Raw genomic sequence first — 14,439 nt, forward strand, 5'->3', positions numbered from 1 at the left:
CGGAGTTATGACGCATATTAGGCCTTAATTGGCGGCGCCGGGTTCAATCGCTGGTGAATTCGGCGCAGAAAAAGGGCCCGACCATACGGAGCGGGCCCTGCGAAGTCACTATGGAGGCAGCGTGAACGCATTGCAAGGTATCGAAGGGCGGGTGGAATGGGCTGAGCGTCCTTCTCCGACCTGCGCACAGGGGCAGATCCGCATCCAGGTCGCTGCCGCCGGTCTCAACCGCGCCGACCTGCTGCAGGTGGCCGGCCTGTACCCGCCGCCGCCGGGGGCCAGCGATATCATTGGCCTGGAATGTTCCGGGGTGGTCACCGAGGTGGGCGCCGGCAGCACCTGGCAGGTGGGCGACCGGGTCTGCGCGCTATTGGCGGGCGGCGGCATGGCCGAGGAAGTGGTGGTAGACGAGCGCCACGCGCTGGCAGTGCCGGCTGGCCTGTCCCTCGCCGAGGCCGCTGCGCTGCCCGAGGTCTACGCCACTGCCTGGCTGAACCTGTTCATTCTCGGTGCCTTGCAGCCGGGCGAGAAGGTCCTGCTGCACGCGGGCGCCAGCGGCGTAGGTTCGGCCGCTATCCAGCTGTGCAAGGCCTTTGGCAGCCCGTGCTGGGTCAGCGTCGGTTCGGCCGATCGCCTCGCCTACTGCGAGGGCCTGGGGGCCGAGGGTGGCGTGCTGCGTGGCGAGAGCCTCGAAACCCTTCGGGATTTCGCGCCGTTCGACGTGATCCTCGATCCGGTGGGCGCCAACTACGCCAAGCTGGACCTGGAAATCCTCGGTCGCGATGGTCGATGGGTGGTCATCGGGCTGATGGGTGGTCGCAAGGCCGAGCTGGATCTGGCCCTGTTGCTGGGCAAGCGCATCCAGCTGATCGGCTCGACCCTGCGTTCGCGCGATGCCGACTTCAAGGCGCACCTGATGGCGGAACTGGGACAGAAGGTCTGGCCATTGTTCGAAACTGCCAAACTGAGCCCGCAACTGGAGCGAACCTTCCCCATCGGCCAGGCACAGACGGCCTTCGATGCACTGGCCAGTAACCAGGTGCAGGGCAAGGTGGTGCTGCTGATCGACGAAGGCCTGAAGTAATCAGGCGCCGGACGCAGGGAGTGCGAGCATGGCGGACACAGGGGGAATCGCCGGCAACGGCGAAGCGCTGAGGGACTTCTGGAGCCTGCCGGGCTGGCTCAATGGGCTGTTCTGGCTGCTCCAGTTCAGCCTGAGCGCCGCAGCGGGCGCGCTGGCGGTGCTGCTGTCGATGTTGTGGATGCCCGAGGGGGCGATCTGGAGCCTGTCGGGCATAGTCGCCGGCCTCGTCATCGTTTACCTGTCCGTTCTCGTCCATGAGTTGGGGCATTTGCTGGCTGCACGCTGGGCCGGCATGACCGTCCTGCGCATGCGCGTCGGACGCCTGGATATCCGGCTGCTGCGCAAAGGCTGGAAACCGGGCTTTGCGCCGCGCCTGCAAAAACGCCTGCAGGGTTTCGTCATGGCGTTCGCCGACCCACGCACTCCCTGGCGGCGGCAGCATATGTGCTTCGTTGCCGGCGGGCCGCTGGCGAATCTGCTGCTTGCCGTGCTGGCCGGTGCCCTGGGGGCATGGCTGGCTCCCGGTGCCGCCCACGGCGTGCTGCTGGCATTCGCCGCGTGCAACGCCTGCATGGGCGTCGCCAATCTGCTGCCGGTGGAGCGCAAGCCGCAAGTCAGTGATGGGCTCTGGCTGTTGCGCTGGTGGCGCGGAGTGGATGTCGCCCACCCCAGGCTGGCCTTCGCCCGGTTGATGGGAGCAGCCTGTGCGGGGCAGTGTGCCGATCGGGCGGACCCGGCGGATCTGCACTTGCTGGAAGCCCAGGGGCAGCCCATGTCCCTGCTGGCGCTGTACATCCGCCTCCGGGGCCTGCTGGTGCAGGGGCGTTGGGCGGAAGCGGCCGCGCTGGAGGCGGTGTTCCAGGCGCAACGTTCGGCACTGCCGGAGGCGATGCTGCGTCCGCTGTACGATCTCTTGCGGTTGATGGAAACCGAGCTGGCATTCGCCCAGGCGGTGGCCTGCAAGAGTGCCCTTGGCTTGTTCGACGAACTGCTGCCGAGCCGGCTGCAGCGGGAGTACGCCAGCATCTGGGCGCGTTGCCTGGCTCTGCGCGCGTTATTGGCCGGCGACGACGGGGAGCTTCGTCGTCAGTTTGCGCGGGGGTTGGAGCACGCCGCGCTGTCGCCCGATCTTTCCATGGAGAAAGAAGAGGTGCGAATCCAGCAGGGCATGCTCCAGTTCCTGCGCGGCTGAGCGGATTCAGCGCCAGGCGAGGCTGTCCCAGCCCATTTTCTGCGCGTGGTCCAGCAACACCGGATCGGCGTTCACCACATGCGGGTGGCCGACCAGCTTGAGCAGCGGCAGGTCGTTGCGCGAATCGGAGTAGAAGTGCGCGTCGGCCAGCGGGCTGTCGTCGCCCTCCAGCAGGTCGAGCAGGCGCAGCACCTTGCCTTCGCGGTAGGTCAGTACGCCCACGGTGCGGCCGGTGTAGTGGCCGTTCACCACTTCCAGGTCGATGGCCAGCACCTCGTCGATGCCGATGCGTTCGGCGATGGGCTGCACCAGGTGCACGCCCGAGGCGGAGATCACCAGCGGACGGTCGCCGGCCTCGCGGTGGCGGGCGAGGGTGGCGCAGGCATCGCTGTGGATCAGCGGTTCGATCACGTCCTCGACGAAGGTGCCTACTTCACGCTCGATTTCCTCGACGCTGCGCCCGGCCATCGGCTCCAGGGCGAAGGCCATGTAATCCTCCATGGGCAGCTTGCCCTGCGCGTACAGCGCCATCAGCTCGGCGTCGCGCTTGAGGAACGACTCCGCATCCACCCAGCCCAGGTCGGCCATGCGCTGGCTCCACAGGCTCGCGCAGTCGCCGTCGATCAGGGTGTCGTCGAGGTCGAAAATCACCAGGGCCATCAGGCCACCTCCCGAATACTTTCAATGTCGATTTGCAGGCCGAGCTCGGTGCCGGCCGGGTACAGGCGCTCGGCGCTGCGATTGAGGACGTCCACCGTCAGCTCGACGCCGGCGGCGTCCACCCGGTAGCGGATCACGTTGCCCAGCAGGCTGTGGGAGAGTACCCGAACCGGGATGCCGTCGCTTGCCTCGGCGCTCAGGCGCAGGGATTCCGGGCGGATCGCCACCTTCTGCTGGAAGGGCCGGTCCAGCAGGCGGGTGGCCTGGGCGGCTTCGAGCAGGTTGTAGTTGCCGATGAAGCCGGCGGCGAAGACGTTTTCCGGCGCGGTGTAGAGGGTCTCGGCGTCGCCGCTCTGGACGATGCGCCCGGCGTTCATCAGCACGATGCGGTCGGAGAGCGTCAGCGCCTCTTCCTGATCGTGGGTAACGAACACCGTGGTCAGTTTCAGCTCCTGCTGGATGCGCCGGATCTGCTCGCGCAGGTGCTTGCGGATGCGCGCGTCCAGCGCCGACAGCGGCTCGTCGAGCAGCAGCAGGCGCGGGCGGGTGACCAGCGAGCGGGCCAGGGCGACGCGCTGGCACTGGCCACCGGAGAGCTGGTGCGGGTAGCGCGAGGTCAGCGGGCCGAGTTCGACCATCTCCAGCACTTCGCGCACGCGCTGGGCGGACTCCGCCGGCGGTACCTTCTGCATGCGCAAGCCGAAGGCGACGTTCTGCTCCACAGTCATGTTGGGGAACAGCGCGTAGCTCTGGAACACCATGGCGATGCCGCGCTTCTGCGGGCTCTTGGGCACGATGTCCTCGCCGTCCAGCAGGATGCGTCCGCTGTCCACCGCGGTGAGGCCGGCGATGCAGCGCAGCAGGGTGGATTTGCCGCAGCCGCTGGGGCCGAGCAGGGTGACGAACTCGCCGCGCTCGGCGGCAAAGTCGATGTCCTGGAACACCGTGGTGGTGCCGTAGCTCTTGTTCAGTGTCTCGACGCTGAGGAAGCTCATGTCTTGTCCTTGCTTAAACGGTTGGCCGCCCAGGTGAGCAGCAGGACGAAGAGGAAATACGAAACCACCACCGCACTGGTGTAGTGGCCGCTGCTGTTGCGCATGTTGTTGAGGAATACCTGCAGCGTTTCGTAGCGGGTGCCCACCAGCAGGTTGGCAAAGACGAACTCGCCGATGAGGAAGGAGAAGGACAGGAACAGCGCCACCATCAGGCCCTTGCGCAGGTTCGGCAGCACCACCAGCAGGGCGGCCTGCCAGGTGCTGGCGCCGAGCAGGTGGGCGGCGTCCATCAGGTCGTGCAGGTTGATCGCCTGCAGGTTGTTGCTGATCGCCCGGTACATGAAGGGCAGGGCGATGGTGAAGTAGCAGCCGATCAGCACCCAGGGCGTGCCGATCAGTGGCAGCGGCCCGGCCGCGTAGAGCTGCAGCAGGCCGACCGAGGAGACCACCGGCGGTACCGCGAAGGGCAGCAGGATCAGCACGTTCATCAGCGCATCCAGGCGCGGGAAATAGTAGTGCACGACGAACATCAGCGGCAGCACCAGCACGACGCTCAGCACCAGCGAGCCGAAGCACACCAGCAGCGACTGGCCGAAGGCGGTGAGGAAGCGCGGGTCGCTCCACAGGGTGAAGTACCACTTCAGGGTCAGCCCGTCGGGCAGCACGCTGGCGCTCCAGGAGGTGGCCAGCGAGTAGAGCAGGGTGGCGGCCAGCGGCAGCAGCAGGATCAGGAACAGCGCATAGACCACCACGCGGTGGTACAGGCTGTTAGCGTTTCTGGACATGGTAACTCCGGCGCAGCAGCCACTGATGGACGAGGGTGATCAGGGTCATCAGGCCGACCAGGAACATGGCCAGCGCGCTGGCCATGTTCGGGTCGAGGAACACGTCGCCCGAGACCAGGCCGGCGATGCGGATGGTAACCACGTTGAAGTTGCCGGTGGTCAACGAGTACACCGTGGCGTAGGCGCCCAGGGCGTTGGCCAGGAGTATGACGAAGGTGCCCAGCAGCGCCGGGGTCAGCACCGGGATGCCGATGTGCCGCCAGAACGCCCAGTGGCTGGCGCCCAGCAGCGCGGCGGATTCGCGCCAGTCTTCGCGCAGGGCGTCGAAGGCGGGGAACAGCAGCATCACCCCCAGCGGAATCTGGAAGTAGGTGTAGAGGATGATCAGGCCGGTCTTCGAGTAGAGGTTGAAGTCCTCGATGAGTCCCGCCTGCTTGAGCAGCAGGGTGATGGCGCCGTTGAAGCCGAGGATGATGATGAAGGCGAAGGCCAGCGGCACCCCGGCGAAGTTGCTGGTCATGTTGGCGAACGCCATCACGAAGTCGCGCAGCCTGCTGTCCACCTGGCGCAGCGAGTAGCTGCCGAGGACCGCGATGAGCAGGCCGATCAGGCTCGACCAGACGGAGATCTCCAGGCTGTAGCGGATCGCCTGGCGGTAGAAGGGCGAGCCGAGGATCTCGGCGAAGTTGCCCAGCCCCCAGGCATCGCTGGTGCGCAGGCTGTTCACCGCGACCCAGGCCAGCGGGGCGACCTGGAAGGCAATGAAGAACACCGCGAAGGGCAGCAGGCAGAGCAGGGCGATGAGTTTTCCGCGATTCGATCTCATGCCTTGAGCAGCTCCCGGCAGACGGGTTTGTCGTGGGCGGCGCCGAGGATTTCGCACAGCGTGCCGCACAGCTCGACCTGACGCGGGCGCGCCTGGTCGTCGAGGCTGAAGACGTCGCCGAAGACGAACAGTGGCACTTCGCGTTCCTCGGGGAGGATGCCGCCGTGGCTGCGGTCGTCGTTCATGCCGTGGTCGGCGGTGACCATCACCTGGTAACCGGCTTCCAGCCACTGGTGCAGGTACTCGGAGAGGATGATGTCGACGTGGCGCGCGCTGTTGCGGTACTGAGGCGTGCCCAGGCCGTGTTTGTGGCCGGCGTCGTCGATGTTCATCGGGTGCACCAGCAGGCAGTTCGGCGCATGCCGGCGGCGCAGCGACTCGGCGTCGGTGAACAGGTGCGAGTCGGGGTAGTGGTCGGTCCAGTAGAAATGGCCGTGCTGGATCGGCAGGGATTCGTCGTCGGTATGACGGTCGCGCGCCGGATCGAAGGGCGTGCGGTTGTACAGCTCGCTGACCCAGTTGTAGGCCGCCGCGGCGGTGGTCAGGCCGGCGGCGCGGGCGTAGTGGAACAGGCTGCGCTGGTTGGACAGGCGCGACACGTCGTTGTGCAGGATGCCGCTGTCGATCGGGCGTACGCCGGTGAGGATGCATTCGTAGAGCGGGCGCGACAGCGAAGGCAGCTCGCATTCGAGCCGGTAGAGCCGGCCGCGGCCGGCGTTGCACAGGGCCTGCAGGTGGCCCATGCAGTCGTGGGCGACGCTGTAGTTGAGGCCGTCGAGGACGACCAGGATGACGTCGTGGCGCATGGGGCGGGGCCTTTGTCGGAACGCGAAACCGCCCCGGCGAACCGGGGCGGCCGGGCGTCATTGCATGTTGATGATGACGTTTTCCTGCCACATGCGCGGCAGACGCTTGGAGGTCTCTTCCCAGGCCTTGGCGTCCTTGATCGGCTGGGCCTTGGCGTACTGCTCGTTGGGCAGCAGCTTGGCCTTCACGTCGGCCGGCAGGGTCAGGTGCTCGGCGCGGATCGGACGGGCATTGCCCTTGGCCAGGTTGATCTGTCCGGCGTCGCTGAAGATGTACTCGCGGGCGAGCTTCGCGGCGTTCGGGTTCTTCGCGTACTTGTTGATGATGGTGGTGTAGCCGGAGATCACCGAACCGTCGGAGGGGATCAGCACCTCGAAGCGCGACGGGTCGATCTGGTCGCGGTAGCTCAGGCCGTTGAAGTCCCAGACGATGCCGACTTCCACTTCACCCTTCTCCAGGGTGTTGATCACCGGGTTGGTCAGCGACAGGCGACCCTGCTTGGCGATCTGCGCGAAGAACTCCAGGCCCGGCTTGATGTTCTTCTCGTCACCGCCATTGGCGATGCTTGCGGCCAGCACGCCGTTGACCGCCTGGGCAGCGGCGCTGACGTCACCGATGGTGACCTTGTACTTGCCCTTGAGCAGGTCGGCCCAGCTGTGCGGGATGTCCTTCGCCAACTGCTTGTTGACGATGAAGGCGATGGTGCCGGTGTAGGCCAGTGCCCAGTGGCCGTCCTTGTCCTTGGCCCATTCCGGGACCTGATCCCAGGTGCTGGGCTTGTAGGGCTGGCTGACGTCCATCTGCACGGCGATCGGGCCGAAGGCGGCGCCCACGTCGCCGATGTCGGCGCTGGCGTTTTCCTTTTCGGCCTTGAACTTGGCCAGCTCCTGGGCCGAGCTCATGTCGGTGTCCATATGCTTGAGGCCGTACTTGCTTTCCAGGTCCTTCCAGGTGTCTTTCCAGTTCGCCCAGCTGTCGGGCATGCCCACGCTGTTGACCTGGCCTTCCTTGCGGGCGGCGGCTTCCAGCGTTTGCAGGTTGGCGTCGGCCGCCATGGCGAGGCCACTGCCGATGGCAATGGCCGATCCCAGCAGTGAAGCAAGCAAGCGTTTCATTCGGTGCTCCTTCGATCGTTAGGGTAGGTCCGTGTCCGGCATCCGCCGACGCGGGGAAACGAGTGGTCTAGATCAGCAAGACCCAGGCCAATCTAAGTGGCCTGGATGACAGTTTGATGTCCGGCCTGGCGCGAGCTCGGGCAGCGAGGCAATCTGGCGGGGCATCCGGAGAAAGCGTAGACCATCGCCAATCCCCCGGTTTCATTGGGCTACGCTGTTTGCTGAAGGCTGGCATGGGCACTGCTTGAAAGCTGGCTGTCACGGGACCGTCACGGGATTTTCCTAGGATGAAGGCGCCCCGGATGTGCAACGAAATGCCCCGTTTCGGGGCTGGACTAGGCCAAAAGAGGAGTCGGCATGCGCGACACGGCGCTACCCACGGTGACGGCAATCTGCCGGGCACTGATCGAACAGATCGACAGCGGGCTGCTCAGCGCCGGCGGCAAGCTGCCGGCCGAGCGCAAGCTGAGCGAATTGTTCGATACCACGCGGATCACCTTGCGCGAGGCCCTGGGCCAACTGGAGGCACAGGGGCTGATCTACCGCGAGGAACGCCGTGGCTGGTTCGTCTCGCCGCCGCGCCTGCTCTACAACCCGCTGGTGCGCAGCCACTACCACGCGATGGTGGAAGGGCAGGGCCGCGTGCCGGCTACCGAAGTGCTGTCGGCCCGGCAGATTCCCGCCAGCGCGACGATCTGCGAGCTGCTGGAGCTGCCGGCGCTGTCCAGCGTCTACCAGATTCGCCGCCTGCGTCGAGTGGATGGCCGGCTGGTGCTCTATGTCGAGCATTACCTCAACCCGGCGTACTTCCCCGGCATTCTCGACAGCGACCTCACCTGCTCGCTGACCGAGCTGTACGGCAGCCGCTACGACATCCGTTACGGCCGCGTGCGATTCGACATGGTGCCCACCGCGCTGCACGGCGAGGCGGCCAGCGTGCTGCGGGTTGCCGAGGGTAGCCCGGCGCTGCGCATCACCCGCATCAACCGCGACCAGCATGGGCGCATCATCGATTGCGATCTGGAATTCTGGCGGCACGATGCGATCCACGTGAGCGTGGAAGTGCCGGATTGACTCTCTAGCGCTGAATCAGACGTGTAGGAGCGAGCTTGCTCGCGAACCGCCTACCACTGGCGTCGCCGGCTGTATCTGTTCGCGAGCAAGCTCGCTCCTACAAAAGAGGTTCAGCGATCCGGATTCCACTCCGGATAAGCCGGAATCCCATCCTGCGCCAGCCATGGCCGATCATGGGACACCCAGATGTGCCGCGCCGGGCGCGTACCCGGGTCGTCGTCCAGGCTCGCCACGCGAACGATGACGTGGGGCTGGCCGTTGCGCTCGGCGATCAGTTGCGTCCCACAGCGTGGACAGAACTTGCGCAGCTTGCCTGGCGACGATTCGTACGCCGCCACCTTGTTCTCGCCGCGGGTCCAGCGAAAGTGCTCGCGCATCACCCCGGCGGTGGTGGCAAAGGCCGCCGAATGCGCCTTCTGGCAGGTGTGGCAGTGGCAATGGCCGATCGGCATGTCCAGGCCATCGATCTGGTAGGTGATGTCGCCGCACAGGCAGCTTCCATTGAAGGGCATGTTCGATCTCCTGAAAGAAAAACGCCCGGCAAGTGCCGGGCGTTGGGGTCAGGGCAGGTCGGCGCTGTCGTAGAAGGCGCTGAGTACCTTGGTCAGGTAGTGCAGGTCCTGGCTGCCGGCCAGTTCGCGGATGGAGTGCATGGCGAAGGTCGGCAGGCCGATGTCCACGGTGCGCACGCCGATCTGGCTGGCGGTGATCGGGCCGATGGTGGAGCCACAACCCATGTCGCTGCGGGTCACGAAGCTCTGCACCGGCACTTCGTTTTCCAGGCACAGGTGGCGGAAGAAACCGGCGGTCTCGCTGTTGGTGGCGTAGCGCTGGTTGCTGTTGATCTTGATCACCGGGCCGCCGTTGAGCTTCGGTCCGTGGTTGGCGTCGTGCTTGTCGGCGTAGTTGGGGTGCACGCCGTGGGCATTGTCGGCAGAAACCAGCAGCGAGCGCTGCACGGTGCGAGTGAAGGCGTCGCTTTCGGGGATTACGCGGCGCAGCACCTGTTCGAGGAACGGGCCGTCGGCACCACAGGCCGAGCAGGAGCCCACTTCCTCGTGGTCGGTGCAGACCAGCACGCCGCTCTGCTCGTCGTCGCTGGCCAGCAGCGCCTGCAGGCCGGCATAGCAGGACAGCAGATTGTCCAGGCGGGCGCCGGCGATGAAGGCCTGGTCGAGGCCGATCACGGCGGCGCGCTGGGTGTCGTAGAAGCTCAGCTCGTAGTCGAGGATGGCGTCGGCGGTGATGCCATGTTCCAGCTGCAGCTGTTCGCCGAGCAGGTCGCGGAAGTCGCGGCCTTCGCCGGCGGAAACCTGGGCCAGGATCGGCGGCAGTTCGGTCTGTGCGTTGATTGCCCAACCCATGTTGGCCTCACGGTTGAGGTGGATGGCCAGGTTGGGGATGACGGCAATCGGCGCCTTGAAGTCGATCAGTTTGCTTTCCACCTTGCCGGCCAGGCGGAAGGTGACTCGGCCGGCCAGTGACAGGTCGCGGTCGAACCAGGGGGCGAACAGCGCGCCGCCATAGACTTCGACGCCCAGTTGCCAATAGCCATGGCGCACCAGCTCGGGGTTGGGCTTGACCCGCAGGCAGGGGCTGTCGGTATGTGCACCGACCAGGCGCAGGCCGCGCTCCAGCAGCGGCGCGGTGCCGAGCTTGAAGGCGATCAGCGAGGAGTCGTTGCGGGTGACGTAATAGCGGCCACCGGCTTCGGTGCGCCAGGCCTCGCGTTCGTCCAGACGCAGGTAGCCGGCCTCGTCGAGGCGACGGGCGAGGGTCTGGGTGGCGTGGAAAGGCGTGGGGGAGGCCGCGAGGAAATCGATCAGGCCTTGGTTGAGTTCTGCACGCATGGGTAACTCCGGACAGCGAATGGCCGGAAGTTTAACGTAAATGCGCGAATCTGCGGCCGGATGAAGCGTGTCATTGGGTGCAGGAGTAGGGGCTCTTGTAGGAGCGAGCTTGCTCGCGAACGCATAACGCCGTGCCAGCCCGGTTCGCGAGCAAGCTCGCTCCTACAAACAACGGATGGCGCTGGGGTTCAGAACGGCGCGGGCGACTCGAAGCGCAGGCGCTCGCCGGTCTGTGGGTGGGTCAGGGCCAGCATGCTGGCGTGCAGGCACAGGCGATCGCGCAGGGTGAGGGCTTCGCCTTCGGCATACAGGCGGTCGCCCAGCAGCGGGTGGCCGATGCTGAGCATGTGCACGCGCAACTGGTGCGAGCGGCCGGTGATCGGTGTGAGTTCGACGCGGCTCCAGTTGCCGTGGCGTTCCATCACGCGCCAGAAGGTCAGTGCGTGACGGCCCTGCTCGAAGTCCACCACGTGGCGCGGCTTGGTCGGCGGGTCGTAGCGCAGCGGCGCTTCGATGCGGCCGCTGTCCAACTCGGGCTCGCCCCAGCACAGCGCGGTGTAGGCCTTCTCGGTTTCGCGGTCGTGAAACTGGCGGGACAGCTCGCGGTGGCTGTCGGCGTCGCGGGCGAGGACGATCAGGCCCGAGGTTTCCCAGTCCAGGCGATGGACGATGCGCGCTTCCGGGTAGCCGTTCTCCTGCAGGCGGGTGATCAGGCAATCCTTGTTGTCGTCCGCGCGGCCGGGCACGGAGAGCAGCAGGGTGGGCTTGTTCACCACCAGCAGGGCGGCGTCCTCGTGGACGAATTCGATCTGGGAAAGCGGCATGGAAACTCTTGCGCGAATGAAAGTGACAGAAACGACTGCGGCGGCCGAGGCCGCCGCAGGTTCACCCGGGCCGGATCAACGCTCCGGCAGGGTGATGTTGAGTTCCAGGATCGAACAGCTGCCCTGGTTGGCCAGCTCGACCTGGACTTGTTCCTGGTCGATGGGCACGTATTTGCGGATCACTTCCAGCAGATCTTTCTGCAGCTGCGGGAGGTAGTCCGGTTGCGAACGGTTGCCGCGCTCATGGGCGACGATGATCTGGAGTCTTTCTTTCGCGATGGAAGCGCTGGAGGGCTGCTTCCGGCTGCGGAAGAAATCTAAAAGGCTCATTCACGTCCTCCGAACAGTCGTTGCAGGAATCCTTTCTTCTGCACGTCGAGGAAGCGGTGGGGCATTTCTTTGCCCAGCAGTCGCTCGACGGCGTCGCTGTACGCTTGGCCGGCATCGCTTTCTTCGTCGAGGATGACCGGTACGCCCTGGTTGGATGCCTTGAGCACCGCCTGGGATTCCGGAATCACGCCGAGCAGACGAATGGCCAGGATTTCCTCGACGTCCTCGACGCCGAGCATTTCGCCCTTGGTGACGCGCTCGGGGTTGTAGCGGGTCAGCAGCAGGTGTTCCTTGATCGGGTCCTCGCCCTTCTCGGCGCGGGCGGACTTGCTGGCCAGCAGGCCGAGCATGCGGTCGGAGTCGCGAACCGAGGAGACTTCCGGGTTGGTCACGACGATCGCCTCGTCGGCGTAGTACATGGCCAGGTGGGCGCCTTTCTCGATGCCCGCCGGGGAGTCGCAGATGATGTAGTCGAAGGACTGCTTGAGCTCTTCCATCACCTTGCCGACGCCTTCCTGGGTGAGGGCGTCCTTGTCACGGGTCTGGCTGGCGGCCAGCACGTACAGGTTCTCGAGGCGCTTGTCCTTGATCAGGGCCTGGGTGAGGGTGGCTTCGCCGTTGATGACGTTGACGAAGTCATACACCACGCGGCGCTCGCAGCCCATGATCAGGTCGAGGTTACGCAGGCCCACGTCGAAGTCGACGATGACGGTCTTGTGGCCGCGCAGGGCCAGGCCGGTGCCGATGGCTGCGCTGGAAGTGGTTTTACCGACGCCACCCTTACCGGAAGTGACTACGAGGATCTTGGCCAAGGTGATTCACCCCAAAGAAAAAACGAAGAATTCTGGTCCCTGAAAGTCGCGGCAGTATCCGTTAAAGGCGGGTGATGTTCAACACGTCACCCGACAGGCTGACGTGTACCGCCTGCCCCCATTGCGGACTGCGTCGAAGGTCTTCGGCGACCTTGTAATTACCAGCGATGGACACGAGTTCCGCGGCCAGCTGCTGGCAGAAAATCCGCGCGCTGGTGTCACCCTTGACACCGGCCAGGGCACGACCGCGCATCGGACCGTAAACATGGATATTGCCGTCGGCGAGAAGTTCCGCACCTGGGCTGACCGGGGCCAGCACGATCAGGTCGCCACCGGCGGCATAGATCTGCACGCCGCCGCGTACCGGGGTGGTCACCAGTTTGGTCGGCCGGACGACCGGTGCCGGCGGTTCGGCCGGTTTTTCCGGTGCAGCGTCCTTTGCCGGCTCCTGGGGCTCGGCCGGATTTTCCGCCTGGGTTTCGGCCGGGACTGCCTCGGCAGGCTTTTCCAGCTGTGCGCTGGCGCTGCCGGCGGCCTGCTCCACGGCCTTCTCCGACAGGCGCTCGCCGCGCGGGCGGCGCACCGGGGTGGCGCCGGTCAGCGGGGTGGCCGCATCTTTCGGCTCGACGGTGCGTTCGCGGGACGAACCGGAAGGCGGCAGTACCGGGATGTCGAACATGGTCGCCAGGCGGATGTCTTCCTCGCGACTGGCACGAACGGCCAGGGTGCGCAGGCCGTGGCGGCGGCAGATGTCCAGCACGCCCTGCAGGTCGAGCTGGCCTTCGCCGTCGGGCAGCTTGTCCAGCGCCAGCACCAGCGGGGTGTCACGGAAGAAGTTGGGTGCCTGGGCGACCTTGTCGGCGAGCTGACGGTCCAGGCGCGGCAGGTCGTTGTGGGCCAGTTCCAGAACGGTGACGGCGAGCATGCTGCCCTTGAGCTGGAATACGGGGTCGTGGTCGAGAAGGTCAGCTTGGCTCATGGTCGGACTGCGTCATTAAATGGGTTGGACTTATAGCGGACCGCCCCGGCAGCCGCAAGCGTGGCGCATAGCCAGGGCTGAAGGCAGGCACGGCGCGCGTCTGCAAGGTAGAATGTCCGGCTTTGATCGTGACCGGAAAGTTCCATGGACCGCCCCAGCTTTCGCCGAGAGTTCCTCCACCCCCGTCACTGGCCGCTCTGGCTCGGCCTCGGCGCGCTCTGGCTGGTGGTGCAGCTGCCGTATCCGGCGCTGCTCTGGCTGGGCCGTGCACTGGGCGCGGTGATGTACCGCGTGGTCGGCAGCCGCCGGGCGATTGCCGCGCGCAACCTGGAACTGTGCTTCCCCGAGCTGTCCGCTGCCGAGCGTACCCGCCTGCTGAAGGAAAACTTCGCCTCCACCGGCATTGCCTTCTTCGAAATGGCCATGAGCTGGTGGTGGCCCAAGGCGCGCCTGGCGAAGCTTGCCCATATCGAAGGCATCGAGCATCTGAGGAAGGCCGAGGCCGAAGGCAAGGGCGTGATCCTCATGGCCATGCACTTCACCACCCTGGAGATCGGCGCGGCGCTGCTCGGCCAGGTGCAGACCATCGACGGCATGTATCGCGAGCACGACAACCCGGTGTTCGACTTCGTCCAGCGCGCCGGCCGCGAGCGGCACAACGCCGACGCCACCGCCATCGAGCGCGAGGACGTGCGCGCCATGCTCAAGGTGCTGCGCGCCGGCCGCGCCATCTGGTATGCGCCGGATCAGGACTACGGCATCAAGCAGAGCATCTTCGTGCCGCTGTTCGGCATCCAGGCCGCCACCGTCACCGCCACCACCAAGTTCGCCCGCCTGGGCCGCGCCCAGGTGTGCCCGTTCACCCAGTCGCGCCTGGCCGACGGTTCGGGCTATCGCCTGACCATCCACCCGCCGCTGGAGGACTTCCCCGGCGAGACCGAAGAGGCCGACTGCCTGCGGGTCAACCAGTGGGTGGAAAGCGAGATTCGCCGCCAGCCCGAGCAATACCTCTGGGCGCACCGCCGCTTCAAGAGCCGTCCCGAAGGCGAACCCAAGCTCTACGCCAGGAAGAAGAAGTAGAGCGAGGCGGGCTACTCTGGATACGA

Annotated in this window: 16 protein-coding genes; 4 read left to right on the forward strand and 12 right to left on the reverse strand. The window is 65.8% G+C overall.

Going from position 1 to position 14,439, the window contains the following annotated elements; all coding sequences use genetic code 11:
• Nucleotides 1-121 precede the first annotated feature (121 nt).
• A complete protein-coding gene (locus tag J5M67_RS23800) occupies nucleotides 122-1,084 on the forward strand; it encodes an NAD(P)H-quinone oxidoreductase (protein WP_207887921.1) in 963 nt (320 codons plus the stop codon).
• A 28-nt stretch (nucleotides 1,085-1,112) separates the two neighbouring features.
• On the forward strand, nucleotides 1,113-2,276 hold the full coding sequence (locus J5M67_RS23805) for a site-2 protease family protein (protein ID WP_207887923.1): 1,164 nt from the start codon (nucleotides 1,113-1,115) through the stop codon (nucleotides 2,274-2,276).
• Nucleotides 2,277-2,282: 6 nt separating this feature from the next.
• Here J5M67_RS23805 and J5M67_RS23810 read toward each other — a convergent pair whose 3' ends face one another.
• Genes J5M67_RS23810 through J5M67_RS23835 form a run of 6 tightly spaced genes read right to left on the reverse strand, consistent with a single transcriptional unit; the run spans nucleotide 2,283 to nucleotide 7,464 of the window.
• The gene (locus J5M67_RS23810; protein WP_207887925.1) at nucleotides 2,283-2,936 is read right to left on the reverse strand and encodes an HAD family phosphatase; all 654 of its coding nucleotides are present in this window, start codon (nucleotides 2,934-2,936) and stop codon (nucleotides 2,283-2,285) included.
• Entirely contained in the window at nucleotides 2,936-3,931 is a 996-nt protein-coding gene (locus tag J5M67_RS23815) for an ABC transporter ATP-binding protein (RefSeq protein ID WP_207887927.1), read from the reverse strand. The genes J5M67_RS23810 and J5M67_RS23815 overlap by 1 nt, the downstream gene beginning before the upstream one ends.
• Nucleotides 3,928-4,716: an ABC transporter permease gene (locus J5M67_RS23820; protein WP_207887928.1), complete on the reverse strand. Its 789-nt coding sequence runs from the start codon at nucleotides 4,714-4,716 to the stop codon at nucleotides 3,928-3,930. The genes J5M67_RS23815 and J5M67_RS23820 overlap by 4 nt, the downstream gene beginning before the upstream one ends.
• Nucleotides 4,700-5,542 carry an ABC transporter permease subunit gene (locus J5M67_RS23825; protein ID WP_207887930.1) on the reverse strand — a complete coding sequence of 281 codons (843 nt, stop codon included), beginning with the start codon at nucleotides 5,540-5,542 and terminating at the stop codon, nucleotides 4,700-4,702. Before J5M67_RS23825 ends, J5M67_RS23820 begins: the two co-directional genes overlap by 17 nt.
• Entirely contained in the window at nucleotides 5,539-6,348 is an 810-nt protein-coding gene (locus tag J5M67_RS23830) for an alkaline phosphatase family protein (RefSeq protein WP_207887932.1), read from the reverse strand. The genes J5M67_RS23825 and J5M67_RS23830 overlap by 4 nt, the downstream gene beginning before the upstream one ends.
• Nucleotides 6,349-6,405: 57 nt before the next feature.
• Nucleotides 6,406-7,464 (reverse strand): ABC transporter substrate-binding protein, encoded by a 1,059-nt coding sequence (locus tag J5M67_RS23835; RefSeq protein WP_207887933.1) that lies wholly within the window; start codon nucleotides 7,462-7,464, stop codon nucleotides 6,406-6,408.
• A 357-nt stretch (nucleotides 7,465-7,821) separates the two neighbouring features.
• On the opposite strand from J5M67_RS23835, the gene J5M67_RS23840 reads away from it, so the two are divergent.
• Nucleotides 7,822-8,538: a UTRA domain-containing protein gene (locus tag J5M67_RS23840; protein ID WP_207887935.1), complete on the forward strand. Its 717-nt coding sequence runs from the start codon at nucleotides 7,822-7,824 to the stop codon at nucleotides 8,536-8,538.
• 110 nt (nucleotides 8,539-8,648) lie between these two features.
• On the opposite strand, the gene J5M67_RS23845 is transcribed toward J5M67_RS23840, so the two are convergent.
• The 6 genes from J5M67_RS23845 to minC all read right to left on the reverse strand — a co-directional run bounded on the left by J5M67_RS23845 (nucleotide 8,649) and on the right by minC (nucleotide 13,333).
• On the reverse strand, nucleotides 8,649-9,050 hold the full coding sequence (locus J5M67_RS23845) for a GFA family protein (protein WP_207887937.1): 402 nt from the start codon (nucleotides 9,048-9,050) through the stop codon (nucleotides 8,649-8,651).
• A gap of 48 nt (nucleotides 9,051-9,098) precedes the next feature.
• On the reverse strand, nucleotides 9,099-10,388 hold the full coding sequence (locus tag J5M67_RS23850; RefSeq protein WP_207887939.1) for a M18 family aminopeptidase: 1,290 nt from the start codon (nucleotides 10,386-10,388) through the stop codon (nucleotides 9,099-9,101).
• A gap of 188 nt (nucleotides 10,389-10,576) precedes the next feature.
• Complete coding sequence (locus tag J5M67_RS23855) at nucleotides 10,577-11,212, reverse strand: RluA family pseudouridine synthase (protein WP_152221710.1); 636 nt, start codon at nucleotides 11,210-11,212, stop codon at nucleotides 10,577-10,579.
• Between the two features lie 75 nt (nucleotides 11,213-11,287).
• On the reverse strand, nucleotides 11,288-11,542 hold the full coding sequence (gene minE / locus J5M67_RS23860) for a cell division topological specificity factor MinE (RefSeq protein ID WP_207887941.1): 255 nt from the start codon (nucleotides 11,540-11,542) through the stop codon (nucleotides 11,288-11,290).
• Nucleotides 11,539-12,354: a septum site-determining protein MinD gene (gene minD / locus J5M67_RS23865; protein ID WP_207887944.1), complete on the reverse strand. Its 816-nt coding sequence runs from the start codon at nucleotides 12,352-12,354 to the stop codon at nucleotides 11,539-11,541. Before minD ends, minE begins: the two co-directional genes overlap by 4 nt.
• A gap of 61 nt (nucleotides 12,355-12,415) precedes the next feature.
• Nucleotides 12,416-13,333: a septum site-determining protein MinC gene (gene minC / locus J5M67_RS23870; protein ID WP_207887946.1), complete on the reverse strand. Its 918-nt coding sequence runs from the start codon at nucleotides 13,331-13,333 to the stop codon at nucleotides 12,416-12,418.
• A 144-nt stretch (nucleotides 13,334-13,477) separates the two neighbouring features.
• Between minC and J5M67_RS23875 the strand changes: the two genes are divergently transcribed.
• Nucleotides 13,478-14,413 (forward strand): lipid A biosynthesis lauroyl acyltransferase, encoded by a 936-nt coding sequence (locus tag J5M67_RS23875; RefSeq protein ID WP_207887948.1) that lies wholly within the window; start codon nucleotides 13,478-13,480, stop codon nucleotides 14,411-14,413.
• Nucleotides 14,414-14,439: the final 26 nt, after the last annotated feature.

The organism is Pseudomonas sp. 30_B, assembly GCF_017491605.1.
Classification (GTDB): Bacteria; Pseudomonadota; Gammaproteobacteria; order Pseudomonadales; family Pseudomonadaceae; genus Pseudomonas.